22 protein-coding genes are annotated in these 26980 nt (G+C 68.7%); 12 read left to right on the plus strand and 10 right to left on the minus strand.

All coding sequences use genetic code 11. From position 1 onward, the window contains the following. The 4 genes from HUW62_RS06190 to HUW62_RS06205 all read left to right on the plus strand — a co-directional run. Window positions 1–1121 (plus strand): hypothetical protein (locus HUW62_RS06190; RefSeq protein ID WP_176433862.1); only part of this gene is annotated, 1121 nt, incomplete at its 5' end. After that, window positions 1111–1797 (plus strand): hypothetical protein, encoded by a 687-nt coding sequence (locus tag HUW62_RS06195; RefSeq protein ID WP_240356938.1) that lies wholly within the window; start codon window positions 1111–1113, stop codon window positions 1795–1797. The genes HUW62_RS06190 and HUW62_RS06195, both read left to right, overlap by 11 nt. 9 nt (window positions 1798–1806) lie before the next feature. Next, complete coding sequence (locus HUW62_RS06200; protein WP_176433863.1) at window positions 1807–3357, plus strand: hypothetical protein; 1551 nt, start codon at window positions 1807–1809, stop codon at window positions 3355–3357. A 115-nt stretch (window positions 3358–3472) separates the two neighbouring features. Then, complete coding sequence (locus HUW62_RS06205; RefSeq protein WP_163869116.1) at window positions 3473–4564, plus strand: M35 family metallo-endopeptidase; 1092 nt, start codon at window positions 3473–3475, stop codon at window positions 4562–4564. On the opposite strand, the gene HUW62_RS06210 is transcribed toward HUW62_RS06205, so the two are convergent. After that, on the minus strand, window positions 4552–5622 hold the full coding sequence (locus HUW62_RS06210) for a serine hydrolase domain-containing protein (protein WP_176433864.1): 1071 nt from the start codon (window positions 5620–5622) through the stop codon (window positions 4552–4554). The two genes, HUW62_RS06205 and HUW62_RS06210, sit on opposite strands and share 13 nt — an antisense overlap. Before the next feature lie 108 nt (window positions 5623–5730). Here HUW62_RS06210 and HUW62_RS06215 point away from each other — a divergent pair, with 108 nt between their 5' ends. Beyond that, the gene (locus HUW62_RS06215) at window positions 5731–6297 is read left to right on the plus strand and encodes a hypothetical protein (RefSeq protein WP_163869118.1); all 567 of its coding nucleotides are present in this window, start codon (window positions 5731–5733) and stop codon (window positions 6295–6297) included. A gap of 64 nt (window positions 6298–6361) precedes the next feature. Here the strand turns inward: HUW62_RS06215 and HUW62_RS06220 are convergent, their stop codons facing one another. Together HUW62_RS06220 and HUW62_RS06225 are read right to left on the minus strand one after the other, a co-directional pair. Next, window positions 6362–6844 (minus strand): hypothetical protein, encoded by a 483-nt coding sequence (locus HUW62_RS06220; RefSeq protein ID WP_255203270.1) that lies wholly within the window; start codon window positions 6842–6844, stop codon window positions 6362–6364. A gap of 24 nt (window positions 6845–6868) precedes the next feature. Further along, on the minus strand, window positions 6869–7366 hold the full coding sequence (locus tag HUW62_RS06225) for a LysR substrate-binding domain-containing protein (protein WP_255203271.1): 498 nt from the start codon (window positions 7364–7366) through the stop codon (window positions 6869–6871). A gap of 20 nt (window positions 7367–7386) precedes the next feature. Between HUW62_RS06225 and HUW62_RS06230 the strand changes: the two genes are divergently transcribed. From HUW62_RS06230 to HUW62_RS06240, 3 genes are all read left to right on the plus strand, one after another. Then, window positions 7387–8103 carry an SDR family NAD(P)-dependent oxidoreductase gene (locus tag HUW62_RS06230; RefSeq protein WP_368670354.1) on the plus strand — a complete coding sequence of 239 codons (717 nt, stop codon included), beginning with the start codon at window positions 7387–7389 and terminating at the stop codon, window positions 8101–8103. Between the two features lie 141 nt (window positions 8104–8244). Further along, window positions 8245–9771, plus strand: coding sequence for a discoidin domain-containing protein (locus HUW62_RS06235; protein WP_163869121.1), 1527 nt, complete (start codon window positions 8245–8247; stop codon window positions 9769–9771). Window positions 9772–9862: 91 nt separating this feature from the next. Further along, complete coding sequence (locus HUW62_RS06240) at window positions 9863–10129, plus strand: hypothetical protein (RefSeq protein ID WP_163869122.1); 267 nt, start codon at window positions 9863–9865, stop codon at window positions 10127–10129. Window positions 10130–10190: 61 nt separating this feature from the next. Here the strand turns inward: HUW62_RS06240 and HUW62_RS06245 are convergent, their stop codons facing one another. The 6 genes from HUW62_RS06245 to cqsA all read right to left on the minus strand — a co-directional run bounded on the left by HUW62_RS06245 (window position 10191) and on the right by cqsA (window position 20906). Next, window positions 10191–11828, minus strand: coding sequence for a cell wall anchor protein (locus HUW62_RS06245; protein ID WP_255203272.1), 1638 nt, complete (start codon window positions 11826–11828; stop codon window positions 10191–10193). Between the two features lie 191 nt (window positions 11829–12019). Then, the gene (locus HUW62_RS06250) at window positions 12020–13702 is read right to left on the minus strand and encodes a carbohydrate-binding protein (RefSeq protein ID WP_163869123.1); all 1683 of its coding nucleotides are present in this window, start codon (window positions 13700–13702) and stop codon (window positions 12020–12022) included. 133 nt (window positions 13703–13835) lie between these two features. Next, entirely contained in the window at window positions 13836–14822 is a 987-nt protein-coding gene (locus tag HUW62_RS06255; RefSeq protein ID WP_163869124.1) for a methyltransferase, read from the minus strand. 280 nt (window positions 14823–15102) lie between these two features. Next, window positions 15103–18663 (minus strand): PepSY domain-containing protein, encoded by a 3561-nt coding sequence (locus HUW62_RS06260; protein ID WP_176433867.1) that lies wholly within the window; start codon window positions 18661–18663, stop codon window positions 15103–15105. Between the two features lie 254 nt (window positions 18664–18917). Next, a complete protein-coding gene (locus HUW62_RS06265; protein WP_163869126.1) occupies window positions 18918–19517 on the minus strand; it encodes a TetR/AcrR family transcriptional regulator in 600 nt (199 codons plus the stop codon). 147 nt (window positions 19518–19664) lie between these two features. Further along, window positions 19665–20906, minus strand: coding sequence for an alpha-hydroxyketone-type quorum-sensing autoinducer synthase (gene cqsA / locus HUW62_RS06270; RefSeq protein ID WP_205522790.1), 1242 nt, complete (start codon window positions 20904–20906; stop codon window positions 19665–19667). Window positions 20907–21063: 157 nt separating this feature from the next. Here cqsA and HUW62_RS06275 point away from each other — a divergent pair, with 157 nt between their 5' ends. Together HUW62_RS06275 and HUW62_RS06280 are read left to right on the plus strand one after the other, a co-directional pair. Next, the gene (locus tag HUW62_RS06275) at window positions 21064–21429 is read left to right on the plus strand and encodes a helix-turn-helix transcriptional regulator (RefSeq protein ID WP_163869128.1); all 366 of its coding nucleotides are present in this window, start codon (window positions 21064–21066) and stop codon (window positions 21427–21429) included. After that, window positions 21426–21917, plus strand: coding sequence for an SRPBCC domain-containing protein (locus HUW62_RS06280; RefSeq protein WP_163869129.1), 492 nt, complete (start codon window positions 21426–21428; stop codon window positions 21915–21917). The genes HUW62_RS06275 and HUW62_RS06280 overlap by 4 nt, the downstream gene beginning before the upstream one ends. Here the strand turns inward: HUW62_RS06280 and HUW62_RS06285 are convergent. After that, on the minus strand, window positions 21889–22332 hold the full coding sequence (locus HUW62_RS06285; RefSeq protein WP_176433868.1) for a DUF4345 domain-containing protein: 444 nt from the start codon (window positions 22330–22332) through the stop codon (window positions 21889–21891). The two genes, HUW62_RS06280 and HUW62_RS06285, sit on opposite strands and share 29 nt — an antisense overlap. A 61-nt stretch (window positions 22333–22393) precedes the next feature. Between HUW62_RS06285 and HUW62_RS06290 the strand changes: the two genes are divergently transcribed. Continuing rightward, entirely contained in the window at window positions 22394–22999 is a 606-nt protein-coding gene (locus HUW62_RS06290) for a TetR/AcrR family transcriptional regulator (RefSeq protein WP_163869131.1), read from the plus strand. 225 nt (window positions 23000–23224) lie between these two features. Beyond that, entirely contained in the window at window positions 23225–26971 is a 3747-nt protein-coding gene (ileS, locus tag HUW62_RS06295) for an isoleucine--tRNA ligase (protein WP_176433869.1), read from the plus strand. Window positions 26972–26980 lie beyond the last annotated feature (9 nt).

The raw sequence follows: 26980 nt of genomic DNA on the forward strand, positions 1-26980 counted from the left end.
GTGACGGCGCCGCCAACCTGGACGAACTGCTGCGAGGCACCCTGCCCGCCGACCCCACCAGCACGCCCGGGACTCCGGTGGGCTGCGGCGGCGCGGGCTCCAATCCGGGCTACGACGTGTGTGGCCACGACGCGCGCTTCACCTACCGCCGCGTGCTGCTGGATTTCTGTGGCCAGTCGCCCACGTACGCGCAGCTCCAGGAGTTCACCGCGCTGAGCTCGGACGCACGGCTCGCGCGGTTGGACTCGGAGCTGGACCGCTGCACGCGGAGCGAGTTCTGGCGCGGCAAGGACGGGCAGCTCTGGAAGCTGGCGCACCCGAAAATCCGGCCCGTGGGCTCCGTGAAGGCGGGCGAGAACGCCGGGCCCATTCCGCTCGCGGACTATGACGACGACTACGCCCTCTATTCCTACGCGCAGTTGGACGAGCACGACGCGCGGGAGGTGATGACGGCCCGCTACTACGTGCGACGCGAGACGAACCCCACGCGCTACACGCAGGTGGCGTCACTGCCTTCCCAGTCCGTCGTCGAGTCGCGCCGCGCGGGCAACCTCACCTCCGCGTGGAGCCTGGTCACCTTCGTGATGTTCACCGCGCTGCCACGCAACGCCGCGGCGCAGAGCTACCGCGCGTACCTGGGGCTGGATATCGCCCTCCAGGAAGGCCTTCACAGCGTGCCGGGCGAGCCCCGGGACTACGACGCCAAGGGCGTGCGCGAGCCCGCGTGCGCGGCCTGCCACGCGACGTTGGACCCGCTGAGCTATCCCTTCCGCAACTACCAGGGCATCGCGGGCGCCACCTCCGCCACCTACGTGCCGAACCGCCTGGAGCGCTTCTTCTCCGACGTCTCGCCCACCATCACCCAGACGCCGGAGGCGGGCTACCTCTTCGGCCAGCCGGTGAAGGACCTCCAGGAATGGGCCCGCGTCGGCGCTGACAGTGACGCCTTCGCGGTGGCCGCCGTCACCGACTACTGGAAGCTCCTGGTGGGGCACCCGCCGACGGCGGAGGAGAACGCGGAGTTCGTCGCGCTCTGGCAACGCTTCAAGGGCGAGCACCGCTACAGCGTGCAGCGCCTGCTCCATGACCTGATTCGCACGGAGGCGTACGGTGCGCCCTGACCTCGCTCGCACGTGGCTGCTGCTGCCCGGACTCCTCGCCCTCGCCGCCTGCTCGGAGCAGCCCATTGCCCGGGTGGTGGACCCGCCCCCCGTCAACGGCCAGGCCGACGCCGGCACTCCCACTCCGGATGGAGGCGTGGCGCGCTCCTCGCGCAACAACCTCCGCCGGAAGGGCCCGGAGCGGCTGAACACCGACTTCGCGGCGGCGCTCTCGCTGCCCCCCGAGCAGGTGTGCAACGAGCTGGGGCAGTACTCCTGCGCGAACAAGATTCACACCGTGACGCTGGGCGGAGTGGAGCCCTATGGCAGCGGGCTGTACGAGCCGCTGCCCGCGTCCGGAGTGACGTCCCCCATCGCCGTGGACCGGCTGGCCCTGGCCGCGTGCGCGCGCCGCGCCTCGATGGATATCGCCACGCCGACCACCGCCGTCATCTTCGCCGGCGTCGCGCTGGACGCGAGTGGCCGGCTGGCGAGCCGCGAGGGCCCGGAGGTCCGGGCCGCCATCACCACGCTCTACCAGCGAGGCCTGCTGCGCGAGCCCACCGGGGCGGAGACGACGGCGCTCGTCCAGCTCGCCACCGACGTCGAGTCCTCGGGCAGTCCCCAGCCGGGTCGCGACTGGATGACCGCGGCCTGCTTCGTCGTCCTCTCCTCCGCCGAGTCCGTCTTCTTCTGAGGAATCCCCATGTCGCTCCGCAAGGATGGCCGGCTCTCGCGCCGGGAGTTGATGAAGGCGTTGTCGATGTACGCGGCGGGCTCCGCCGTGCTCGGCCCCCTGCTGTCGGGTTGTCGGGAGGGACTCGACACACCCGCAGCCCTCGAGGAGCGCCGCGGCGTGCGCCAGTCTCGCCTGGACGGCAAGCCGCGCTTCCTCATCGTCGTGGGCGCCACGGGCGGCGCGTCCATCATCGACAGCATGCTCGCGGTGCGCGCGTCGGAGGCCGGGGCGCAGGCGGACAAGCTCAACACCTTCCCGGATGCGCAGGTGCTCGGCGTGGACGGCTCGCCGTTCCGAGCGGTGAAGGTGAGCAGCCCCCGGCTGGGCAGCATCCCCGTGCCGGTGAACACGGACCAGCTCCCCTTCGTGCGCAAGCACAAGGACTCCATGCTGGTCGCCACCACCGTGGGCACGTCGGTGAACCACGCCATCGCCCAGAAGCGCAGCCTCACGGGCAACGCCGCGTGGCGCGGGCGCACGCTCCAGGAATGCGTCGCCCTCCAGTACGGCGCGGACTTCCCCATCCCCAACGTCAACATGGGTGTGAGCGGTTACGCCGAGCGCGGCACGGATGCCTCCCTCCCCGCGCACTGCTACGGCGAGGTGGTGACGGACCCCTCGTTCTGGCCGCTGGGGCTCGACGGAAGCAAGGGCCTCAAGGACCTGCCGGACCGCGACGTGCTCGCGCGGGCTCGCCAGACGCGTGACACGCTCGACGCCCGCTCCGTCTTCGGACAGACGTTCGAGAACGCGCCCGCGCTGATGCGCTGGAACGAGCAACGCGGCGTGGGCCAGCCCGCGCTGGAGGCTCGGGACCTCATCGGCCGCCTCAACCTGCTGCCGAACCTGCCCCCGCGAATCCCCCTGAACGAGTACGGCCTCTCCAACTCCCCCGACGCCGTGCGCGTGCGCGCCGCCTTCCCGAACTACTTCACGGACCCGGTGGAGGGGCAGGCGGCGCTGGCCTTCCTCCTGCTCAAGTACCGGGTGTCGGTGACGGTGACGCTCGGCCCGTCCTTCAACGTCGTGGTGGGGGGCGAGGACGGCATCGCGAACCCGCCGCTCGCCTTCGACATCAGCCACAACGACCACCGCTCCGGACAGGCCTTCATGTGGGCGCGCGTCCTGGGTGTCGTGGACAAGCTCATCGACCTGCTCAAGTCGGAGCCCTTCGACGAGGCCACGGGTGAGAGCTTGTGGGACCGCTCGCTCGTCTATGTGGCGACGGACTTCGGGCGCACGCGCAACCGGACCGCGGGGGCCACGGCGTTCGGCTCCGGCCATGACCTCAACAACGGCGTCCTGCTGCTGTCGCCCCGCCTCCACGGCAACACGGTGCTGGGCGGTGTCGACCCGCTCACCACGCTCACCTACGGCTTCGATGCACGCACTGGCGCTCCGCAGCCCGGCAAGGTGACGTCCAACGAGCCCGACATCTTCTCCGGCGTCCTGACCGCCATGGGCGTGGACACCTCGGGCAGCGGCCTGCCCGATGCGAGCGCCTTCGTGCGGTCCTGAGCAGGAGCATGCCCCTCCAGGCTCCTGGCATGGATTCTTCTCATCCCTAAATCCAGTCCCCCGGAACGAGCCAGGTGCCTTCCGGTGGGCGGTTTCAGACTGAAGAGGAGTCCGCATGCGTCAGCGTCTGGGGAGTTTCGGAAAGGGGTGTGAAGCCCTCGCCGTGGTGGTGCTCCTCGCCGGATGCGGCTCGCCACCCGAAGACACCCCTCCTGACACCGACACGAGCCAGCGCCCCTCTCCCGGCAGTGTGTCGGCGGTCCTGGTGGCGAATCGGACCACGTTCGTCGCGAGCGAAGACGTGACGGTCTCCGTCACCCTCACCAACACGTCCACCCGGCCGGTGCGTCTGCTCCAGTGGAAGACGCCTGGCACGGGCTACAAGGAAGACCGCCTCCGCGTGACGCGCGACGGGCAGCCCGCCGGGTACATCGGCGCGCACTACAAGCGCCCCGCACCGACGCAAGAGGACCTGGTCACGCTCGCCCCCGGCGAGAGCCTGACGGGGGACGTCACCGTCTCCGAGGACTACGACCTCACCACCACGGGCACCTATACCTTCCGCTATCTGCTGGACCCACGGCGGGATGGCGAGCTGGCGGGCTTCGCGTCCAACTCCGTGAGCCTGTTCATCGAGGGGCGCAAGAGCCGCCGCGAGGAGGAGGCACCACGGCGCAAGACCTTCGCGAGCGCACTCACCTTCGAGGGTTGCTCCCAGGAGCAGCAACACGCGGTCTCCGACGCGGTGAGGAATGGCCAGGACCAGGCGAGCGCCGCCCACGCCTATCTGGGCACGCACAAGACGCCCGCGCTCTCCACGCGCTACCTGACGCTCTTCGGCCTCTATTCGCCGGCGAACTGGAACAAGGCGACGGACCACTTCCTCGCAATCAGGGACGCATTCCAGACACGGGCCATCACGGTGGACTGCGCCTGTGACAGCTCCGCGTACGCCTACGTGTACAAGAACCAGCCGTACACGATTCATGTCTGCAGGGCGTTCTGGCCGGCGCCCGCGACGGGGCAGGATTCCAAGGCCGGCACCCTGCTCCATGAGATGAGCCACTTCACCGCCGTCGCGGACACGCATGACCACGCCTACGGGCGGGTCAACGCACTGGCCATGGCGCTCACCCAGCCGCTGCTCGCGCTCACCAACGCGGACACGCTCGAGTACTTCGCGGAGAACCAGCCCTACCTCCCGTGAGCAGGGCGGGCCTCGGTTGTCGTCTCCGTGAGCAGGCGGGAGAGGAGCGCGAAGCCAGGGGCCTCCAGGGGCACGCGTCCTCGGAGCGCGGCGAACAGGGACCAGCCGTGGTTCGAGAGCAGGACGACGCCCGCGTCCACGGAGGGAGCGAGGCCGAGGAAGCCGACGTAGCCGCCCATCACCGACGAGCACCACGCCACGGTGTGTCCACGAAGCTGGGAGATGGACCAGCCGAGCCCCATGCGCGCGGGGCCGCCCTCGGTGCGAGGACTCCACGTCGACTTCAAGGGACGTGAGAGGGATTCGTCGGCGCGGCCGAGGCTCGCGTCGAGGAAGCGCAGCAGGTCTGGCACCGTGGAGTGGAGGGCGCCCGCTCCAGGAAGCGCGGGGAAGGTCCAGGCGGGAACGGGCCGGCCGCGCGCGGTGTGTCCCGCGAGGAGGCGCGGGGCCAATTCGTCCGTCACGCGTGCCGAGGTGTCGCTGAGCTTCAGGGGCGTGAAGAGTCCATCTCGAAGCGCGTGTCCGTAGTTGAGCCCGGCGCGACGGGAGAGCGCATGGCCCAGGACGCCCATGCCGAGCAGGGACTCGGAGACGGGACGCGGTGGTGGGAGTTGGGGGTGGTACGTGCGGAGGAAGTCACCGAAGAGGTTGGCGGAATAGTGGCCGAACGGGTCTTCGGGATTGCGAGGGCCCGCATCCAGATTGGGCGGCAGGTGGGGCATGCCGGAGGTGTGCGTGGCGAGCTGCTCCAGGGTGATTCGGCCCGCGTCCGCATCGGGGAGGAGCGCGCGGGGAATCACCTCTGAGAGCGGCATGTCGAGCCGTGCCTTGCCTTGCTCCACCAGGAGGCCGAGCAGGGCGCCGGTGAAGACATGGGTGAGTCCACCCAGGGAGAACAAGGCGTTTTCGGGAGGCGGTGCGCCCTTCCCCCTGAAGACCTGGACGTGATGCTCGCCGCGTGAAGTCAGGCCCGCGCAGAGCGAAGCCGAGCGATAGCTCCGCACATAGCGGCGGGTCTCATCCTGGAGCAGCGTGGCGAGGGGCGGAGTGGAGCTCACGGCGTACCCTCTACACCATGGTGGACACGGGCCGCGCGAGGGTTGTCACTTCCGGGTTGCCTGGACGCTCCGACGCCTCCAGGGTCCGCGTCCGAGGAGGAAGCACACATGCCGGCTGGACTTGCAGCGGATGGGACGTATGCGGCGGGAGCCCGTCGCACCTTCGACATGACGGCCGAAGAGGCGTGGCGGAACTGGGCGGACGCGAGGGGCCTGGGGCGATGGCTCTCACCCGCGAAGGCGACGCTCAATGAGGGAGACCTGACCACGCTCAACGACGGCACGGACGTCGTCGTGATTCGCGCGAGGCCCCCGACGCTGCTTCGCATCCGACTGAATCGCCTCGAGTGGACACGCCCGAGGACCGCGCAGCTCCGCGTCCTCCCGGCGGCGCGAGGAGTCACTGTCGCCCTTCACGCGGAGGCACTCCCCGACGCGACGACTCGCGCGGACTACATCCAGCGCTGGACGAAGGCGCTGACCAGCGGAGCCACGGCTCCCGCGAAGAAGGCCACCTCCGCGAAGGCGAAGAACACGTCCCCGCGGAAGGTCGCGGCGAAGAAGACCTCCACGGCGAAGACCGCTGCGAAGAAGGCCACGACGGCGAAGAAGTCCTCCACCCGGAAGCCACCGGTGAAGCGGCCCTCTGCACGAAAGAAGTCCGCCACGCGATAGCGCCGGACCTCCAGTCCGACGCACCCCTGGAGCCGGTGGTGACACCTACTCCTTGACGAAGCGCTCACCCTCCAGCCGGAACAGCGCGCCGACAGGTGCATCCCTTCAGGCCCCGGTCAGACGGCAATCCTCCCACCGCCACGGCCCACAGGCCGTTGTACTTCACCACGCCAAGCCCCCCACCATGCTCGAGCGCCCGACGGGTCCGCTCCGTGTGAGGCACCCGCGTCTTCAACACCTCCGCATGTGCCTCGAAGCCCCGCTCCTTCGCGAACGCCGCGAACTGGGTCATCGCGTCCTGCGGGTCCGTGCGGTCAAAGAGGAAGCGCGAATCGAACTCGCGGTCATACGCCTTGCCCGCCGCCTCCGCGTCACGTCCGACGAGCCGCAGGTCCCACTGCTCCGGGTCCTTCTTGCGCGGCGACGTGGGCGCCTCATCGTGACGCCAGTACCGCCCCAGCCCGGGGTCGAGGATGACGAGGATGCCTTCAGGCAGGTCGACTTCTCCCAGGTCGACAGCAGCGGATGCGGAGGTGCGGGGGGCCATGGACAAACCCTACCGGATTCACGCTCACCGTCGGGCCGCCAGCTCAGCGACTTCCCGCTTGGGCCGGAACGGCGCGAACAGCTCCACCACCGTCCAGTCCACGAACGCGCGGAGCTTGGCGCTCATGTGCCGGTTCCGCGGATAGACGATGTAGAGGGGGAACGGCGCCCCCTGCCACTCCGCCAGGACTTGAACCAGCGCCCCGCTGTCGAGATGCGGCCGGGCCACGAAGGCGGGAAGCTGCGACAAGCCCAGCCCCGCCAGCACCGCCGACAAGTGCGCGGTGCTCTCGTTGACGGCCACGCTGGAGCGTCCCATCACATCGATGCGCTCTCCCTCCCGAGGCAGGAAGGACAGCGGAATGAGCCGCCCCGTCCTCGTGGAGAAATAGCTCACGATATCGTGGCCCTCCTGGAGGTCCGTGGGGTGCATTGGCGTGCCCTTGCGCTTCAGATACCCGGGCGTGGCCCCGGGCTCGCGGCGATTATTACTCGACTGGAAACAGTCCTGTCCCGAGCACAAGGAAGAATCTCGAAGGCAGGGTGGCCCTCATCACCGGCGGCTCACGCGGTCTGGGCGCGGCCATCGCCCGGGCCCTGGCGGATGAAGGCGCCTCCATCGCCATCAGCTACGCCTCCTCCGAAGCGAAGGCCCTGGCCCTCGTCGAGGAGCTGAAGGCGCGCGGAGTCCGCGCCGAGGCCCTGAAGGCCGACCCTCAACAGGTGGAGGCCCTGGTCAACGAGGTCGCCCGGCGCTTCGGCCGCCTGGACGTACTCGTCAACAACGCGGGCATCTTCCACACCGGCGTCGTCGGAGACCCGTCCACGGATATCGAGGCGCTCGACCGCCAGTTCTCCGTCAACGTCCACGGCGTCGTCGCCGCCGTCCGCTCCGCGGTGCCGCTCTTGCGCGAAGGCGGACGCAGCATCTCCATCGGCTCCGGCGTCGCCAGCCACGCGCCCTTCGCGGGACTGGGTGACTACGCCGCCACCAAGGCCGCCATCGCCGCGTACACCCCGGGCTGGGCTCGCGACCTGGGCCCGCGTGGCATCACCGTCAACCTCATCCAGCCCGGCCCCATCGACACCGACATGAACCTGGCCACGGGCGCCAGCGCCCCGGTGCGGATGGAGGGCACCGCGCTCGGACGCTACGGACAGCCCGAGGAGATTGCTGCCGCCGTCGCCTTCCTCGCCAGCCCCGGCGCCTCCTTCGTCACCGGCGCCACCCTGGATGTGGACGGCGGCTTCAACGCCTGAGCCCGCGAGGACTTATGCTCCGTGAGTACATTTGCAACAAAGTGGCACGCCAATCCCTTGCAAAAACAAGGGATTGAAGATTTCCCTTAACACCATGATCAACCCATCCAATCCTGGGAGCCCCTCCTCGAAAGGACTCCCATGCATTGGAACTCCCGCCCCCTCCTCGCCGCGGTGCTGTCCTTGCTGGCCCTGCCTGCCTGGGCGCAGGTGACGAACGTCGCGCTCGGAAAGGCATCCTCGGCGTCCTCGGTGCACGCCAACGGCTATCCCACACAGTATGGACACGCGAAGGCGTTCAACGGCATCCTCACCGGCGATGACCGGTGGGCCTCCGCCGCGGCGCCCGGAGCGACGACTCCCGAGTGGCTGGAGGTGGACCTGCAGGAGGTCCATCGCATCGACAGCCTCACGCTGCACTCCGGTCGCGACACCTCCGTGGGACAGCAGATGCTCGACTTCGACATCCAGCATCGGCTCGCCGCCACGGACAGCTTCCAGACCATTGCCGGCACCTCCATCACCAACAACACCCTTCCCACCTGGACGCTGACGCTCGCCCAGCCCGTGCAGACGCGCTACGTGCGCCTGCAGTGCAAGCGCGCGTCGACCGACGGCCTGTGCCGGGTGCGAGAGCTGGAGGTGCGGGGTGTCAGCCTCGCCAACCAGCCACCCACCGCGTTCGCGGGCCACGACAATGCCGTCGTCCTGCCCACCCACTCAATCCAGCTCACGGGCACGGCGAGTGACCCGGACGGCACCATCACCAGCATCCTCTGGCAGCAGGCCTTCGGCCCCACGCCGGCCACGCTGACGGGAGCGACGACGCGGACCTTGAGCGTCAGCGGCCTGACGGCGGGCACGTACATCTTCCGCCTCACCGTCACCGACAACAACGGCGCCACCGCGTCGGACACCGTGAGCGTCACGGCGCATCCGAGCACCGCGCCAGTGGACCCGCGCGCGGGCAAGATTCACGTCTGGCCTCGCGGCGGCCGCTACGACACCGCCGTCTTCCTCCCGATTGAGTACGGCGCGCTTCCAGGGAAGAAGTATCCCCTGGTCGTCTCGCTGCACGGCCGGGGCGGCAGCACCCTCAGCGCGGACCACACCCAGGTGCTCGGCAACCCGGAGGGCTTCATCCGCCAGCTCATCCCCGGCAAGCCCCTGGTCAACTCCTACCCCGCCGTCGTCATCGCGCCCCACGCCCCCAACATCGGCGCGCCGTATGACAGCTACTGGCACGTGGACCTCACCCACACCCTGGTGCAGCAGGCCATCAGCCTCTACAACATCGACCCGGACCGCGTGACGATGACGGGCCTGTCCTGGGGCGGCGCGGCGGTGAATGACCAGTTCGTGAAGTACCGGAGCACCTACGCGGGCGGCATGCCGCTGGCCTACACCACGCCCAGCCCCAACCCCATCTGCCTCCTGGAGGACTTCCCCCTCTGGGCCGCGGGCAACTCGGGCGACGGGGTGTTCAACGCCTGGCGGTGGACCAACCCCACCAACGGCCTGGTGATGCAGGTCCAGGCGTGCCCCGGCTACACCGGCGAGCTCCAAGTCACGGTGATGCCTGGAAGCGCGCACAGCGGCTGGGATGAGTTCTGGAGCCGGCCCGACGCCCAGACCTGGCTCGTGAGCCAGGTGCGCCAGACGCCCTGATGTCGTCGGCTGTCACACGACGAAGCGGGCCTCCGACGTGTCATCTCTCCGTGTTAGTCTTTGCGTCTCCCATCACGAAAGGCTGGTCATCATGAAGCTGTGGCTCGCAATCTCCCTGAGTGCGGCGGTGAGTCTGGGCGTGGTGATTCCCCCCGTGGCCCTGGCGCGCTCCACGGCGCCGGAGCCGGAGGTCGCGGACTATGACGGCCCCTGCTTCCTGGAGCTCGTCTGCGACAACGGCTCGGTGCTGCGCTGCAACGGGAGCTGGGAGTGCAACTACCAGTCGGACTCCCCCGGCAGCCCGGGCTGGATTCGCTGCGACGGCGCCGGCCAGGGCTGTGGCGGCACGGACTGGTAGGCAATGACACCTCCAGGTGTCCCCGGACGAAGCCCGCTCCGGGGACACCTGGCTTCAACGCCTACTGACGCAGGACGCGCTTGAGCTTGAAGGGCGAGGGGCTCTCGCTCATCGTGTAATAGCTCGCGCCGCTCGGGTCGTACTCAATCGCCTCGCCCTGTCCTTCCACCGTGTCCGTCAGGGTGACGGGCGCCGCGGCGAAGGCCGTCTCGAAGGCCGCCCCTGGCGCCGCGCGGAACTCGTAGACAGCCTTGTACGTGCGCAGGATGAAGCGGTTGGAGCACGGGTGGATGCTCGCGGACGTGGTGTAGGACCAGTTCGGCTGGTCGGGCACCACGGGCAACTGGAGGTTGGACACGAAGATGAGCGTGGACTGGACGCCCGGCGCCGGCAGCGGATTGGGCATCTTGTAGACCTTGCTCAACCCCGTGCCGGACTTGGTGATGACGTAGATGTCGGCGGTGGCCGGGTGCACCATGATGGCCTCGGCGTCCTTGCCGCCATCCGGGTACACGAAGGGGAACTTCTCCGACGTCAAATCCCCGCTCGTCTGGCCCGCGCCGATGTTGGGCTCGGGGATGCGGTAGACGAAGAACGTGTTCGGGGGAATCGGCAGGCTCGCGCTCGAGCGGCCAATGTCTCCCATGTAGATGCAGGAGCCGGTGGGGCACGGCCCGGTGGCCACGTCCTCCCAGTCCTGCGGCGTCACGCCGGCCACCTTGAACGAGCCCAGCGTCGCCGCGTTGGTGGTGCTGATGGCGACGATGTCGTTGACGTCCTCGTTGTGGACGTAGATGGCGCCCGGGGTGACGCGGCTGGCGGCCAGGCCCGAGGGCTCGACGATGAGCGGCGCCGACACGTTGCCCATCAGCGTCCACGCCGGAGCGAAGGTGTCACCCACGGTGCACGTGGGCGCGTCCGCGGCCCGGAGCGCCACCGCCTGCGCGGTGTTGGTGTTGGGCAGCGTCGACACGCCGTTGAACGCGGGCTGCGCGCCCGCCGCCCCCAGCTCCTTCCACGCCATGTCGAAGAGGATGCCCCGGTCCGACGACTGCAAGCACGCCTCGAAGGCCTCGGTGAACCCCGTGGGAGGCGTCAGCGGATTGGTGGGGCACGTGGCTCCCGCCCACAGCTGCGTGCCGAACCACACCGCCAGCCCGTTGGCCGAAGTCGTGGTGATGGCCGGGCTGTCCATGGTGGCCAGGTTGCCGTTCTTCTGGCCGCTGTGCGCGTCGATGGGGTGGGTGGGATTCGCGCCGGAGAACGCGGAGATGCTGCCGGCGAGGTAGTAGGAGGCGTCGAAGGTGAACGCGTAGCTCGCCGGCTCCGAAGCCCCGGCGACCTTGTAGAAGACCCACGTCTTGATTTGGGACGCGCTCTGGTCCGAGCGAAGGAATGTCCAGCCCGCGGGCGGCGTCGCCACCGCCGCCACGTTGTTGCGATTGCTCAGGCGCGCCAGCAGCACGTCACCCGCGACGGTGCCCGCCGGCTTGTTGAGGGTCAGCGACGCGGCACCCTTGACCCACGCCGTCGTGCTCGCCCGGTGGCTCACCGTGGACACCGACTGCCGGGCCTCGCCCACCACCGCCGAGCCGCTCTCCGGGGACTCGGACTCCAGCGGCCCGCAGCCTCCCAGCGCCAGCAATGAGACGGATACAACCCAGCATGAAACACCCTGACTGAATACCTTCAATGTCATCCAAATCTCCTGATGAGCTGCTCGGCGAGGATGCTCGCCTTTGAGCCCGCTATCTCAGGAAATGGGAAAAGAAGGGAGAGACAGGCTGAGAAAAACAGACGGCTCAACACCGCGTGTCAGCCATTGCTGAAAATTCCATGACAACCACCCGAGCGGAGGTGCGTGATTCCGCCCGGGTGGTTCAAGGCACGCTACGGCGCGACGTCGAGGAGGCCCACGCCGCGCTGAGCCCACTCGGTGCCGGGCGCGGTGCGCAGGTCATCCACGGGCAGGGGCAGGTGTTCCCACTGCGCGGTGTTGGCCGGAGGGGGCTTGTTGGTGTTCTGCGCCTTCGCCCGGTAGAGCTGCCCGTCGTGCATCACCAGCGCCCCCGCCGCGTACGTCATGTCCGGTGAGTTGGGCGCCAGGGTCGCCTTGGCCGTCCAGCGCTCCAACTGGCGCGTCGCGGTGCCGGCGGGCAGGCCCGTGTTGACGAACGTGAGCGCGGTGACGGCGCCATTCACGTTGCCGGTGGCCGTCACCGAGCCCACCGTGCCGCCGCCGCCCGTCAGGCCGGAGATGAGCCTGCGGCCGCCCTCCCACCGGTTCTCCTTCAGGGTGATGGGCGAGGTAATCGTCCCCGCCTTGCTGAGCACGACGCCCGGGTCCGTGGCCGTCGGATAGACGCTCTGGTAGCCGAAGTCGAGCCCCCGGAAGGCGTTGCGCTCCCAGTTGAACTTCGCCCCCGCGCCCGAAGTGCCGCCGAACCAGATGCCCAGGGACAACGTGTCGGCGAAGTAGTTGTCGGTGAACTCGACGTTGAGCGGAAGGTCCCCGGCCTCCGCCTGCGCGAAGAAGTTGAGCAGCGCGCCCGCGCCGCCGAGGAAGACGTTGTGGTGGAAGCGGATGGTGCCGCCGCGCACCTGCGCCTGGGAGTTGTTGTCCTGGTACATGGAGAAGGCCGCTCGCCAGTCGATGGCGCCATACGCGAAGACGTTGTGGTGCACCTCCGTGCCGTCGCCCAGGTTCTGAATCTGGAGGGACTCGGTGCCCGTGCGCACCAGCCGGTTGTTGTAGACCTTCAGGTTGGAGCCCAGCGGAGTCGGCGCGCCCTGCGTGGAGCCGAAGTAGATGGCCTCGCTGGCGGTGTCGTGGATGTAGAGGTCGTGCAGCTTGATGTCGTTGATGGGCGACACCGTGCCGTCGCCGTTGGGGGAGCGGGTGATGCGCAGGCCCGCGAAGCCCGCGCGGGTGATTTCCAGGTACTCCAGCTCGAAGCTGTGCGCGCCACCGATGCCCAGCCCCATGTGGCCGCCATTCAGGAAGATGTCGTCACTGAGGATGCCGTAGCGCTCTCGCGACGTCGCATACGCGCCGCAGCGGTGGCCCGGGAAGTCCGCGTGGCCGGTGCCCGAGTCCGCGTCATACCGGCCGGTAAGCACCCAGTTGGAGCCCCCGCCCATGGACCAGATGTAGCCCTGGGTGCTGCCCGGGTTGGGCCGGATGACCACCTGGCCCCCCGTGTTGGTGATGACCAGCGGGCGGCTCGCGGGGCGGTTGGGCAGGTTGCCCAGGTTGATGAGCGTGTATCTCCCCGCGGGGATGTAGAGCCTGTCCAACGTGCTCCAGTTCGTGGACGGGAAGCGCGCCTGCACATCCGGGATGTACATCTCCCCGTTCGCGCTGGGCCCGGGCAGCGTGAGCGTGTTGCCGGGCGCGCCGAAGCGGCCGAAGGGCTCGCACGCGGCCAGGGCGCCACCGTCCGTGGGCCCCGTCCCGCCGTCGCCGCCCGCGTCCGTCTGGCTTTCGTCGGGACCCGCGCCCTCGGGTGAGTCACCCGAGCACGCCGAGGCGAAACAAGCGATGAGGCACAGGACGGAGAGACTCCGAATCATGGTGCGGCTCCCGAAGGGAAGGAGCCTTGAAGCCTAGCGTGATTTTCGCGAGGGCTCCGCGCGACTCGTGCGCGGAGCCTCGGGTCGTCTCTTGTCACACAGTGGCATCTTCAACGAAATAGCGGACTTGGCCTCAGGCCACCTTGCCCACCAGGATGGAGTACGGGCTGTGGGTGGGGATGATGCGGTCCAGCTTGAAGCCGCCCTCGGCGAACAGGGCGTCGTACTGCACTTGCGTGCGCTCGCGTCCGCCGGCGAGGGACAGCATGACCAGGTCCATCACCAGTGCGGGGTGCAGCTCCGGGCCCTCGGGCAGCATCATCTCCAGCACGAGCAACTCCGCGTGGGCCGGGGCCACCTGGCGAATCTGCCGGAGGATGGAGATGGCCTGCGGGTCCGCCCAGTCGTGGACGATGTTGCTGAGGATGTACGCGTCGGCGCGAGGCAGCGGCCCCACGAAGAAGTCTCCTCCCTGCTTCTTCATGCGCGGATGCTGAAGGGAGTTCTCCACGACATGCGGCTGGTCGAACAGCGTGCCCTGGGAGCGAGGCGTGGCGTCGAGCACCGCCGACAGGATGTGGCCCCGACCTCCGGCGATGTCGGCGATGTGCTCGTAGCGGTGGAACTCCATCGCCTGGAGCACCGCGTTGATGGCCATGTGCGACTTGCCTGTCATCGCCGCGTCGAAGACGCGCGCATCCTCCGGATGGGCCTGCAGGTACGGCCAGAGCCCCCCAGGTGTCACGGAATCGCAAGCCGTCTGGCCCGTCCGCGCGGACACGCCCAGCGCCCCGGCCGAACGCCAGTTGATGTCGTCCCCGAACATCATCACCAGCGACTTCAGCGACTGCGGGTGACCACTCTTCAGGTGCTCGGAGTAGTCGTTGTGGGCCCAGCCGCCCCCACGCCGCTCGAACACGCCATGCGCCGCCAAGAGCCGCATCATCCGGTGCAGCGAGTCGGCATGCGCTCCCGTGGCCCGCGCCAGCTCCTCGCTGCTCATGGGTGTATTGCCCAGGACATCCGCCACCCCCAACTGCGCGATGAGGTGCAGACAGCGGGGGGCGAAGTATCCGGTGCTGAGATTGAAGATGAACGCCGGGGCTGGAAGCTGTTGCATGCGCGCTCCTGGTCAGCAGGCTTGAATTGCCTGCAAAGTGAAATTCTACCTGGACCTGGGAACGAACCAGCCAGACCCCGCATACCGTCTTGCTTTCAAATGAACACAACTGCTGTACCCTCCCACCGTGCAAACCCTGACGCAGCTCGCCATGGCCTGACGGCATGGGTCGGCGACTTCGCCCTGGAGGGCATGACCCGGGAGGGCTGGGTAGTAAAGGACGACACCGCCAGCCCTGACGCGTGCGGCGCGACAGGGCTGGCGGCCTGGACGGTAGGGATTAGCGCGCGGCGCGCGTGCGCCCCTGGGTGGGCTGGGGCCTGGCCGGGCTGGACGCGACGGCCGCCGCCACGCCGAAGACGACGTCGTCGTTGTCGTCATAGAGGCCGAAGGTGCAGCTCGACGCGGGGCTGGAGGCTTCCACGAACTGCGCCCGGAGGGCGTGCCGACCCACGGTGCCGCCCACCGTGAAGGTGTGGCTGAACGTCCGTGCGCCGCGGCCCGTGCACGTCAGGCCGGAGGCAAGCGACGTCCACGTGGGGAAGCCGGACACGGTGGGGGCGTAGTACAGGTTCAGCCGGTCCGTGGCGTCGTAGCACCACACCGTCACGTCCACCTTGACCTGCTTGCCCGGGGTGATGGGTCCGCCGTCCACGCTCTTGAGGACGACGCGGTCGATGCTTTCGTCGAAGTGGTAGAAGCCGAAGGGGCCGTCCGGGCACCCTTCGAGCGTATTGGGCGTGTGGGGCTCCGCCGCCAGGAACTGGCTGCCCCGGCTGTTGACCAGCGTGCCGGTGTCACAGCCGCAGCCATTGCCGCAGACGGGGGTGCGCAGCGTCGCGTCATACGTGGCCAGTGCCGGGGACGTACAGGTGCCACCGCCCGTCTGCGTGGTGAAGTCGAAGCCGGTGCTGTAGTTGCCGGCGCCGCAGGCATCCACCGCGCGGGCCCGCCAGGAGTACCGGGTGTTGGCCGTCAGCGCGGAGGACACCGTCCACGCACTGCCGGGGAGCGCGTTGGCCGACCGCACCACGTTGGAGAAGCCCGCGTCCGTGGCCACCTGCACCTCGTACGCGGTGGCGCCCGTGACGTCGCTCCAGTCGAGCGCCGGGGCCAGCGCGACATTCGTCGCCCCATTCGCAGGAGTGGACAGCGTGGGAGCCGCCGCGGGCTGACAGGTGGTGTCCGCCGTGGTGAAGCGGAAGGCGGTGCTGTACGCGCTGGTGCCGCAGCCGCTCACCGCGCGCACGCGCCAGAAGTACGGTGTGCTGGCCGTCAGCGAGGGGGACACCGTCCACGTGCTGCTGGTGAGCGCCGTGGCCGAGCGAACCACGGTGCCGAACCCCGCGTCCGTGGCCACCTGCACCTCATAGGCGGTGGCGCCCGATACGTCCGCCCAGTCGAGCACGGGGGCCAGCGCGACATTCGCCGCGCCATCCGCGGGCGTGGAGAGCGTGGCGGTGCCCGGAGGCGTACAAGGGCCGCCGGCCGTCGCGCAGACACACGCGGCGGCGGGGCCGTAGCAGGCGGTGGAGCTGGCGGGGACGACGGAGTAGCAATACTGGCGCCCGTTGGCGACCTCGGCGTCCGTGTACGTGGTGCCGGAGACGGTGGCGACGCGCACCTTGCCGAAGTCACAGCCGGCATGGCCCTCCGTCTTCATCACCCAGTACTCGCCGGCGGACGGCACCGTGCTCCAGCTCAACGCCACCTGGCCGTCGCTGGGGCTGGCCGTCGCGGTGGGCGCCGTCTTCGGCCCCGCCACGCAGCCGGAGTTGGTGGGCGCGGGCGTGGAGCAGGCGATGCCGTGGCGGTTGAAGGCCGCGTGGATGGCCGTCATGTGAGGCGTGCCGTCATTCAGGTTGCCGTTGTCGTCATCCGCGGCCAGCCACTGCATGTAGCCATGGCTCGCGCCGCAGCCATCGGACGTCCCAGCCGAGCAGTTGCAGGCATGCCACGAGCCCACGTTGCCGCTGCCCTGGTAGAAGACCTTGTTGCCGATGATGAACGCCGTGTTGGAGTCGTAGTCGAACGGCGGCGCTTGCAAGTCGCGGGCGACCAGATCCCAAGCGGCCTGACGCACCGGCGCGGCGGCGCAGTGCACCTGCCGACCGCAGGGGCCGGAGCCGGAGGAGCAGCGCGAGCACACGAAGTTCCGCGGCGTGGCAGGCGTCTGGTTGACGTGCGCCAGGTAGTCCGCGTCGCGCACGCCGGAGCAACGCGCGTTGCACCACGTCCCGCCCGCCTGCGCCTCGTTCTGGTTGAAGCCCGTGCCGTCCGGCGTCCTGCCGCAGCCCAGGTCCGTGGTCGCGAAGAAGCCATAACCCACGCACGAGGCCTGGAGCCGGTAGATGGACGCGATGTCCGCGTAGGCCTCGCTGGAGTTGGAGAGCGCGCCGCCCGAGTCGAAGTCATCCATGCCGTGGCCCCACTCGTGGTCGAACACGGCGGCGATTTCGCCCGTGTTCCGGCACCCGCCGCCGCTGCGGTAGAAGTTGACGGTGGAGCCGTTCCAGAAGGCGTTGCACGTGCTGTTGATGTTGACGTTGGCGGTGAGCTGTCCTTTCAGCCACGTGTTTCCTGGCAGCCAGCCGCGCGCCAGCTCGGCGATGCGATTCAGCTCGTAGAAGGCCGAGCGCGAGGCCGGCGTGTTGCCCGCGCCGCCGCCGCCCGTGGCGCAGTCATGCTGACCGTTGGTGCCGCCCAGTTGGATGTTGCCAGTGGACGAACTGGTGCTCGGCGAGCCGCAGGCGTCACTGACTCGCACGTACTTGCCGGCCAGCGTCGTGGTGACGTTGCCTGAGCCATAATTGAAGACGCCGGCGCCGTCCGTGAAGTTGTCGGGCGCGGCCAGCCCCGTATTCGCCCAGGGCATGGGCGAGTCGACCTGCATCGTCCCGCACGTCGTGTTGGACGGGCAGATCTCCGTGTTGCTCAGCGGGTAGATGCCGCCCTTGATGGTGGCGTCCAGGTAGTGGTTGTCATCCTCCAGGGCAAGCACCTCGCCGGAGTGCGCGTCCACCGTCACCCTCCAGCGCTCCCCTTCCCCGGGGTTCTGGAAGCCATACGTCCACACGAGCTGGTGACGGTAGCCCTCGCCGAAGCCGGCGTCCGCGCGCGCCATCGGGGCGAACTCCAGCGTGGGCGCCTGCCACAACGCGCCCGGCGTCTCCAGGAGGCCGAAGCGCTCTCCACCCGCCGTCAGCGCCTGCTCGGGGCTCAGCGTGGGCCGCGCGGACGCGGTGACGTTGCTCCACGCCTCCGTGCCCAGCAGCACGAGGTTGCCGTGGTTGATGGTCGCCACGAGCTGGCCATGCCGAACGGGGATGCCGTCCACCTCCTGAGGCACCCGCACGTGCCAGAGCACGTCAGACACTCGCGTGACGAGGGGCTCACCCAACTGCGGCAGGTCCACGCCCAGCGCGGCCTGGTTGTCCTGGAGGAACTTGAAGAGGACGTCCGCGACGACGGCGGCGTCCACCTCCTCCGTGGAGCGGCCGAGCTGCTCCCGCAGCGTGGACAGGCTCACCGTGTTGCCCACGCCCGTCCCAGGGATGAGCGGAATGGCGCCCTGGATGGCGGTGGGCGAACCCGTGAGCGGGTCCAGGTACACGTGGAAGTCCCGCCCGTTGCGCGCGAAGAAGTCCTCCCAGACGCCCGGCCCCGCGCCCTTCAGCTTCGAGCGCGCCTCCTCCAGCGAGACATTGGAGACAGGCAGGTACAGCTCGGGCTTGAAGAACGCCTGGCTCGCCAACGAGCCAGGCTGTGAGGGCTGGAGTGCCCATGCCAGCGCGCTGCTACACAGCACGAGACAGGCTAGCCACTTCGACACAAGACGCATGCGGTCCTCCCGCGAGTCACGAATGACAGACACTCCCCCCGGGGAGCACCGCTCAATCGAGCCCGCGAGTCGTGACGAGGGACATCGCTACTTTCGGGAACTGTCGGGCCGGCCGGAACATCCCTTCCCACTCGGCGCAGGACAGCCCACGGATGAACAGTCCTCAGGACTTCCAGTCGGACGCCTCCAGATGGATGAGGAGTCATCCACCGCACTTGGAGTCGACGCTCCGCGACCTCGGGCGCGGTCCTGGCTCAGGCGGCGAAGAGCAGGCGCGAGGACTGCTTCACCCACGCGCGTCGCGTCTCCAGCGTCCTGAAGTCCAGGAGGATGAGCTGGTCGAACACGCGCGGCATCATCGACAGCAGCGACACGGAGGACCAGATTTGCGCGAGGGCCAGCCGGCGTCGGTCCTCCGTCAGGTGCTTTGTATCCGGCGCGAGCTTGCCCGACAGCGCCTCCAGGAACGCGTTGAGCTCCCGGATGGCCGCGCCGTCGTAGCGCTGGTGCACGAGCGCGTCATTCAGGTGCGCATGCGCGATGCGCGGGTAACGCCCCACGTTGCCGATGACGTCCTCCAGCAGCGTCTCGAACGCCTCGCGGATGCCCAGGCCCTCGGCGCGCAGCCGGTCGAAGTCAGCGAGCACGTGCCCGAAGGCCTGCTCCAGCGTGGCCTCGAGCGCCTGGGCAATCAGCCTCTCCTTGCTGCGGAAGTAGTAGCTGATGGCCGCGCTGTTCACCTGCGCCTCGCGGGCAATCTCCCGGATGCCCGTGGCGTCCAGGCCATCCCGTTCGAGGCAGATGATGGTCGCTCGGAGGATGCGCTCCCGGGCGTCCTGCTCCTTGGTTCCCATTCGCGCCCAACCCTTGAAGCAGTGGGACTCCGGGCCCCGGAGGTGACGCCGGAGATTGAGTCCATGACCAACCCTGGCCGCGACAGTAGCGCAGGCGGACTCGACGGCGCTCGCGGAAGAGCGGTTCCACGGCTCGGAGCCACGCGTCTATCTGAACATCGGCGAGGCGTTCTCAGCCGCTGGGTGCCGTGCCTCGTGGCGACGAGTGGAGGCCCAGCTCGACAGGCCCACCTCGTCACGGATTTCCCGGCAGGCGTCGACGACGTGGTCCAGGTCGTCCCGCGACAGCTCGCTGTGGACGGAGAGGCGCACGAGCGAGTGCTTCACCGGCGTCGCGGGGTCGCAGAACACGGAGCCGAAGATGCCTCGCGCCTCCAGCGCGTCCTTGAGGCGCAGGGTTTGAGCCTCCAGACCGGATTGCAGCGCGAGAATCTGGGCCGCGCCGCCATCCAGGTCATAGCCCAGCGCCTCCAGGTGCCCTCGGAGATACGCGGCATTCACATGCAGCCGTTGACGACGTGCGTCCGCGTCGCGGATGAGGTCCAGCGCCGCCAACAGCGCCGCGATGTCGTGGGGCAGCACGGCGGAGCTGAAGATGGCCGGGCCTGACTTCATCTCGAAGTAGCGCTCGAAGCCGCGCATGCAGGCGACGAAGCCGGCCCGTCCGACGAAGGCCTTGGACAGGCTCGCGGTCCGGAAGTGGACGTGCTCCAGCAGCCCCTGCCCCACCACCATCCCCGCGCCGCGGGGCCCGTGCGTGCCCAGCGAGTGGGACTCGTCCACCAGCAGCACGCACCCGCACCGCGAGGAGAGCTCCGCCACGTCCGCGAGCGGGCAGACAGAACCGTTCGTGCTGTAGACCGAGTCCACCGCGACGACACCAGGGCCGGTGCGAGCCAGGCGCCTTCGCAGGTCGTCGACGTCGTTGTGACGGAAGGGAATGGCGGTGGCCCCCGCGCTCTGGATTCCCCTCCAGAGAGACATGTGCGCCATCCGGTCGATGTAGACAGGCACCTGCTCGTCCGCCAGACACTCCAGCAGGCCCACGTTCGCACAGTAACCGGACTGACACAGGATGCCTGACTCCGCGCGAAGCAGCGCGGCGAGCCGCCGCTCCAACGTGTGTCGAGAATGCGCGCCCCGCTGGAACACGCTCGACATCATCACTCCCAGACCTTCCCGCCCGACGGCGTCCACGGCGGCCTGCGCGAGACTGGGGTGCCTTGCCAGGCAGAGGTAGTCATTGCCGTTGAGCAGGATGTCCCCCGGCCCGGGAGCGGGGCCGTCGAGGATGTGTCGCGGAGACTCCCAGCGCTGCATCCGCTTCTCGTGGTCCTGGAGCTTGCGGCGCAAGAAGCCGGGGACTGGAGCGCTGACCTCCTCCGTCACGCGCTGCTCTGGTGCGTGGTCTGTCATGGCACGAGGAAGGAGTGCTCACTCCCACGACGTGACGCCGGGAGAGCCCGTCCCCTCCAAGAGCATCGAGGCGAGGCCCCGCCCACCGGACCGGGCGCACGCCTCATGACCTTGACGAATATATGCACTGATGTGTATATGCACGAACATGCAGACCGACGTCTTCCAGGTGCTCGCCGACCCGACGCGCCGGCTCATCATCCAGACCCTTCGCGAGGGCGAGCAGCAGGTCAGTGATGTCGTCGAGAAGGCCGGAATCCACCAGTCCGGTGTCTCGCGGCATCTGCGCATCCTCTCCGAGTCGGGCTTCGTCTCGATGCGACCGGATGGGCAGCGTCGCCTCTACGCCTTGCGGCCAGAGCCCTTCCGCGAGCTCGACGGGTGGCTGACCCAGTACCGGCAATTGTGGGAGGCGCGACTCGAACGCTTCGAAGCCGCGCTGGAGAAGAAGAAACAACAGACTCGTCGAGTCAAGGAAAGAGGTACGCGGGAATGAGCCACGAGAACACGTCACGCGGTCACGCGAAGGTCGTCATCGAGCGCACGTACCGGGCGAGCATCCAGGACCTCTGGGAGCTCTGGACCACGAAGGAGGGCTTTGAGTCGTGGTGGGGGCCGCAGGGCTTCCGCGCCGAGGTCCAGGAGCTCGACGCTCGTGCTGGAGGGACGCTTCGGTACGAGATGATCGCCGACTCGCCGGAGATGATTGCGGCGATGAAGGCGGCGGGCCAGCCGACTTCGCACGCGACCCGCTCCAGCTTCACCGAGGTGGTGCCCCACTCGCGGCTCGTCATCACGAACGTCATCGACTTCATTCCGGGAGTCGCGACCTACGAGAGCAGGATTGCCGTGGGCTTCTTCCCGAACGGCGACCGCGTCCGGATGGTCGTCACCACGGACGCGATGCACAGCGAGGAGTTCACGAAGATGCAGACGGAAGGCTTCACGAGCCAGCTCACGAAGCTCGACCAGCGCTTCGCCTGAAGCGCCCGTCTCTCGGCTCGGACGAGGCCGTCGACGGAGCCGAGAGCAGCAGCGCCGCGCAGATGGCGCCGATCACCAGTTCGGCGACCATCGCCGCGACCAGCTCGGGCGCGGGCTCGCCGTCCAGGGCCAGGCTCAGGATTCGCGACACGCCATAGGACAGGTAGAGCGTCGTCGACACCACCAGCGAGGTGAAGGTCAGTCGAGTCCAGACCGCGCCGGCCATGATGACCAGTCCGCAGGCCAGCAATGCCCCGCCCGGCGCGCGCACCTCGCTCAACAGGCTGACCTGGCCGCCGAGGTCGATGCCGCTCCAGCCATGGAAGACCTTGGGGATGAACAGCAGGGGCGCGCCAATCAGGCTGCCGATGACGCCCGCGACCAGGAGCACCGTCTTCGTCCATCTGCTTTGCATTGCCGTCCTCGCTTGACACCGTGTCAATTGACTCGGCATTGATTATTCGCGACTTTACATAATGTCAAGTGAATCACCCGAGACGCGAACCCGCATCCTCGCGGCGGCGCTGCACCTGCTGGAGACCGGCCGGGGTCAGACGGTGCGGATGAGCGACATCGCGCGGAGGGCCGGGCTCAGCCGGCAGGCCGTCTATCTGCACTTCGGCACGCGGGCGGCCCTGTTGATTGCCACCACGCTCTATCTGGACGAGTTGAAGGACGTGCGCGCACGCCTTGTCCCCAGTCGCACGGCCCGCAGCGGTGTCGAGCGCCTGGACGCCTATGTCGGAGCCTGGGCGGACTACATCCCGGAGATACGAGGCGTGGCCAAGGCGCTGATGGCCATGAGCGACACCGACGAAGAGGCCGCCGAGGCCTGGCGCAAACGGATGGAGGACATGCGCGAAGGCTGCGCCGCCGCCATCGAGGCGCTCCGCGCCGATGGCACCCTTTCACCCGACTACACACCGGACGAGGCCACTGATTTGCTCTGGACGCTGCTGTCGGTGCGGAACTGGGAGCACCTGACCCTGGAGCGTGGATATGCGCAGCCGCGCTACAAGGACCTGCTGCTGCGCACCGCACGGCGACTCTTCGTCCGCGCTCCGCGTTCCGCCGCACGCTGAGCCGCCGAGTGCGAAGTCCCTGGACTTCCACGAACGACATTTCTGAATCACTGGGAGGGAAAGACCCGTCAAGAGAGGCCGTGAGGTGGGACGCGTCCTGACAGCCAGGCTCCCCGCCCGGTGGACCTCGAAGGGCGCCCTGGGGCCCTGCTTCCCCTGAGAGTGAGCACCCGCCCCTTCGGGGCTCTTCCCTCCCAGGCTCGCGGTGCTATCAAGCACCGCACCATGCCTGAGTCAGCGCCCGCCCCCCTGTTCGACACCGTGCCCGCGGAGATGGACTTCCCGGCCGAGGAGCGCCGCATCCTCGCCTTCTGGAAGGACCGCCGCATCTTCGAGCGCTCGCTCCAGGCACGCGAAGGCGCCAAGAGCTTCGTCTTCTACGAGGGCCCGCCCACCGCCAACGGCCTGCCCCACAACGGACACGTCCTCACCCGCGTCATCAAGGACCTGTTCCCCCGCTACCAGACCATGCGCGGCCACTACGTCCCCCGCAAGGCCGGCTGGGACACCCACGGCCTGCCCGTGGAGGTGGAGGTGGAGAAGGAGCTGCGCATCCACGGCAAGGCGGAAATCGAACGCTACGGCGTCGAGCCCTTCACCGAGCGCTGCATCGAATCCGTCTTTCGCTACACCGGTGAGTGGGAGCGCCTCACCGAGCGCATCGGCTTCTGGGTGGACCTCAACGAGGCCTACGTCACCTACCACCGCGGCTTCGTTGAGAGCGTGTGGTGGGCGCTCGCCGAACTGCACAAGAAGGGCCTGCTCTACCAGGGCCACAAGGTCGTGTGGTGGTGGCCCCAGGGCGGCACCGCGCTCAGCTCCGCCGAAGTGGGCCTGGGCTACAAGACGGTGGACGACCCGAGCGTCTACGTCACCTTCCCCCTGCGCGATGCGCCCGACACCTCGCTGCTCGTGTGGACGACCACCCCGTGGACGCTGCCGTCCAATATGTACGCGGCCGTCAACCCCGGCGTGGACTACGTCACCGTGGACGCCGGTGACCGCAAGCTCATCATCGCCGCCGCGCTGCACGAGGAGCTGGCCAAGAAGCTCAAGAAGGACCTGCCCGTCCTCTCCACCCAGAAGGGCAGCGCCCTGGTGGGCCAGCGCTACCTGCCGCCCTTCGACACGTACTTCGCCCGCGAAGGCGACACGCGGCTGAAGCTGCGCGACGGCGGCGACGACACCCGCGCCTGGCGCGTGCTGAGCGCGGACTTCGTCACGCTCAACACGGGCACCGGCATCGTCCACATCGCCCCCGCTTTCGGCGAGGACGACTACGACGCCTACCGCAAGGACCGCACGCGCTTCGTCCAGCCGGAGGCGATGGAGCTGTTCTGCGCCGTCAAGCCGGACGGCACCTTCTCCGAGGAAGTCCCGCTCGTCGCCGGCCGCTTCGTGAAGGACGCGGACAAGGACATCCAGCGCAACCTCAAGGAGCGCGGGCTCCTGCTCGTCACCGAGCAGTACAAGCACGAGTACCCCTTCTGCTGGCGCGCGGATGACGACCCGCTCATCCAGTACGCGCGCCCCGCCTGGTACATCCGCACCACCGCGGTGAAGGACCGCGCCATCGAAAACAACCGGGCCGTCAACTGGGTGCCCGAGCACATCAAGGAAGGCCGCTTCGGCGACTTCCTGGCCAACAACGTGGACTGGGCCCTGTCGCGCGAGCGCTACTGGGGCACCGCGCTGCCACTGTGGATTCACTCGGAGACGGGCGAGGTGGAGGCCGTGCCTTCACTCCAGGCCCTGCGTGACAAGCCCGGCAGCAACCTGGCGGCCGTGGAGGCCGAGCTCGCGGCGTTCCTCAAGGGCAAGCCCCACGAATCCAACGCGAAGCACCTCATCGTCCACAAGCCGTGGATTGACAAGGTGACGTACGAGAAGCCGGGCTCCCCGGGACGCTTCAACCGCGTGCCCGAAGTCGTCGACGTGTGGTTCGACTCCGGCTGCATGCCCTTCGCGCAGTGGGGCTTCCCACACGCCCCCGGCTCGCACGAGAAGTTCAACCGCGCCTTCCCCGCGGACTTCATCTCCGAGGCCATCGACCAGACGCGTGGCTGGTTCTACTCGCTGCTCATGGTGAGCACGCTCGTCTTCGACGAGGAGACGCAGGCCCGTCTGGGATTGACGCCCCAGCGCGAGTGGCCGCACCCGTACAAGAGCTGCATCGTGCTGGGCCACGTCTCCGACAAGGAGGGCCGCAAGGAGTCCAAGTCCAAGGGCAACTACACGCCGCCCGAAATCATCCTCGACGAAGTGCGCATGGACTTCGCCGTGCTGTCCGCCACGGAGGCGGGCGCGCCGGCCGAGGCGGGCGTGGCGCTCATCGCGCGTGAGGATTTGGAGGGCCTGGACCTGCAGGAAGGCGCCAGGGTGCAGTTGTTCCGTCCGGACCGGCCGGAGGTCTTTGTCACCGCGACGGTGAAGGCGCACAAGAAGCTCAAGCGCCGCGTGGTGTTGCTTTCGCCCGCGGAGCTCCAGACGCTCGGCGTGGCGCCGTCCGCGAAGGGCGCGGGCGTCATGCCGGTGGAGGTGCCTCGGCTGGCGCCGTCCGAGCGCGTGACGGTGAAGGACCCCGCCGCCAAGGCTCCCGGCGCGGATGCGTTCCGCTGGTTCTTCTACGCGGCGAGCCCCACCTGGTCCAACACGCGCCACTCGCTGGCGAACGTGCGGCTGTTGCAGAAGGACTTCCAGGTCAAGCTGCGCAACGTCTACTCGTTCTTCACCATCTACGCGAACATCGACGGCTTCAATCCCGCGCAGGGCAACCCGGACGCGAGCGAGGCCCCCTGGGAGGCCGTGCGCAAGAGCCAGGGCTGGCGCGAGGTGAAGGCCCGGCCGATGCTGGACCGCTGGATTCTGTCCGAGGTGCAGCTCGCGCTGCGCCACGTGGAGAAGGCGCTGGACACCTATCAGGTGTACGACGCGGCCCAGCGCATGGTCGCGCTGGTGGACGCGCTGTCCAACTGGTACCTGCGCCGCAGCCGTGAGCGCTTCTGGAAGCCCGGCTTCGAGCAGGACAAGCGCGACGCGTACTTCACCCTCTACGAGGCGCTCACCACCATCACCGCCCTGGCCGCGCCCTTCGTCCCGTTCTTCTCCGACGAGATGTGGGGCAACCTGGTGCGCAAGGCCTGGCCCCAGACGCAGCCGGAGAGCGTGCACCTGGCCTCCTTCCCGCGCGCGGACGCGAGCCTCATCGACGAGGAGCTGGCGGTGGACATGGCCGCCCTGCGCGAGCTGGTGTCCCCCGGACTCAAGGTGCGCACGGACAACAAGCTCAAGGTGCGCCAGCCCCTGGCCCGCGCGGACATCATCCTCGCACGCAAGGAGATGACGGACCGGCTGGCCGTCTACAAGGACCTGCTCGCCGAGGAGCTGAACGTCCACGAGGTGCGCTTCGTGGAGCCGGGCAGCCCGGACGCGGACGTGGTGCGCTTCCGCGTGCGCCCCAACCTGCGCGCGGTGGGAGGCCGGCTCGGCCCCAAGCTGGCGCCGGTGCGCAAGGCGTTCGACACCGGTGACGGCCGCGCGCTGCACCGGGAGCTGCTCCAGACGGGCCAGGTGGCCCTCCAGCTCGCGGGCGAGACGCTGGTGTTCTCCGGAGATGATTTGGAGACGCTGGTGGAGGCCAACCCGGGCTTCGCGGCGGCGGGCACGGGCGCCGGTGTGGTGGTTCTGCACACCGAGCTGACGGAGGCGCTCGTCGACGAGGGCCTCGTGCGCGAGCTGCTGGCGCGGGTGCAGGGTGCTCGCAAGGACATGGAGCTGGGCTACACGGACCGCATCCGCCTCTGGGTGGATGGTGACGCGCGGGTGAAGCGCGTCACGGAAGAGGGCCGGGAGCTGATTGCCCGGGAGACGCTGGCCACCTCCATCCACGTGGGTCCGGAGGGCCTCACGGGGCAGGAGGAAGAGGTCCAGCTCAATGGCCTGCCCGCGCGCCTGAGGGTGGAGCGCGCCTGAGGTCCCCAA

The organism is Myxococcus sp. AM011, from assembly GCF_013372595.1.
GTDB lineage: Bacteria > Myxococcota > Myxococcia > Myxococcales > Myxococcaceae > Myxococcus > Myxococcus eversor.

Coding starts and splice junctions, on each gene's coding strand:
- HUW62_RS06200 (WP_176433863.1), top strand. CDS start 1,807: ATGTCGCTCCGCAAGGATGGCCGGCTCTCGCGCCGGGAGTTGATGAAG.
- HUW62_RS06205 (WP_163869116.1), top strand. CDS start 3,473: ATGCGTCAGCGTCTGGGGAGTTTCGGAAAGGGGTGTGAAGCCCTCGCC.
- HUW62_RS06215 (WP_163869118.1), top strand. CDS start 5,731: ATGCCGGCTGGACTTGCAGCGGATGGGACGTATGCGGCGGGAGCCCGT.
- HUW62_RS06220 (WP_255203270.1), bottom strand. CDS start 6,844: ATGGCCCCCCGCACCTCCGCATCCGCTGCTGTCGACCTGGGAGAAGTC.
- HUW62_RS06235 (WP_163869121.1), top strand. CDS start 8,245: ATGCATTGGAACTCCCGCCCCCTCCTCGCCGCGGTGCTGTCCTTGCTG.
- HUW62_RS06240 (WP_163869122.1), top strand. CDS start 9,863: ATGAAGCTGTGGCTCGCAATCTCCCTGAGTGCGGCGGTGAGTCTGGGC.
- HUW62_RS06245 (WP_255203272.1), bottom strand. CDS start 11,828: ATGACATTGAAGGTATTCAGTCAGGGTGTTTCATGCTGGGTTGTATCC.
- HUW62_RS06250 (WP_163869123.1), bottom strand. CDS start 13,702: ATGATTCGGAGTCTCTCCGTCCTGTGCCTCATCGCTTGTTTCGCCTCG.
- HUW62_RS06255 (WP_163869124.1), bottom strand. CDS start 14,822: ATGCAACAGCTTCCAGCCCCGGCGTTCATCTTCAATCTCAGCACCGGA.
- HUW62_RS06260 (WP_176433867.1), bottom strand. CDS start 18,663: ATGCGTCTTGTGTCGAAGTGGCTAGCCTGTCTCGTGCTGTGTAGCAGC.
- HUW62_RS06265 (WP_163869126.1), bottom strand. CDS start 19,517: ATGGGAACCAAGGAGCAGGACGCCCGGGAGCGCATCCTCCGAGCGACC.
- HUW62_RS06275 (WP_163869128.1), top strand. CDS start 21,064: ATGTGTATATGCACGAACATGCAGACCGACGTCTTCCAGGTGCTCGCC.
- HUW62_RS06280 (WP_163869129.1), top strand. CDS start 21,426: ATGAGCCACGAGAACACGTCACGCGGTCACGCGAAGGTCGTCATCGAG.
- HUW62_RS06285 (WP_176433868.1), bottom strand. CDS start 22,332: ATGCAAAGCAGATGGACGAAGACGGTGCTCCTGGTCGCGGGCGTCATC.
- HUW62_RS06290 (WP_163869131.1), top strand. CDS start 22,394: ATGTCAAGTGAATCACCCGAGACGCGAACCCGCATCCTCGCGGCGGCG.
- ileS (WP_176433869.1), top strand. CDS start 23,225: ATGCCTGAGTCAGCGCCCGCCCCCCTGTTCGACACCGTGCCCGCGGAG.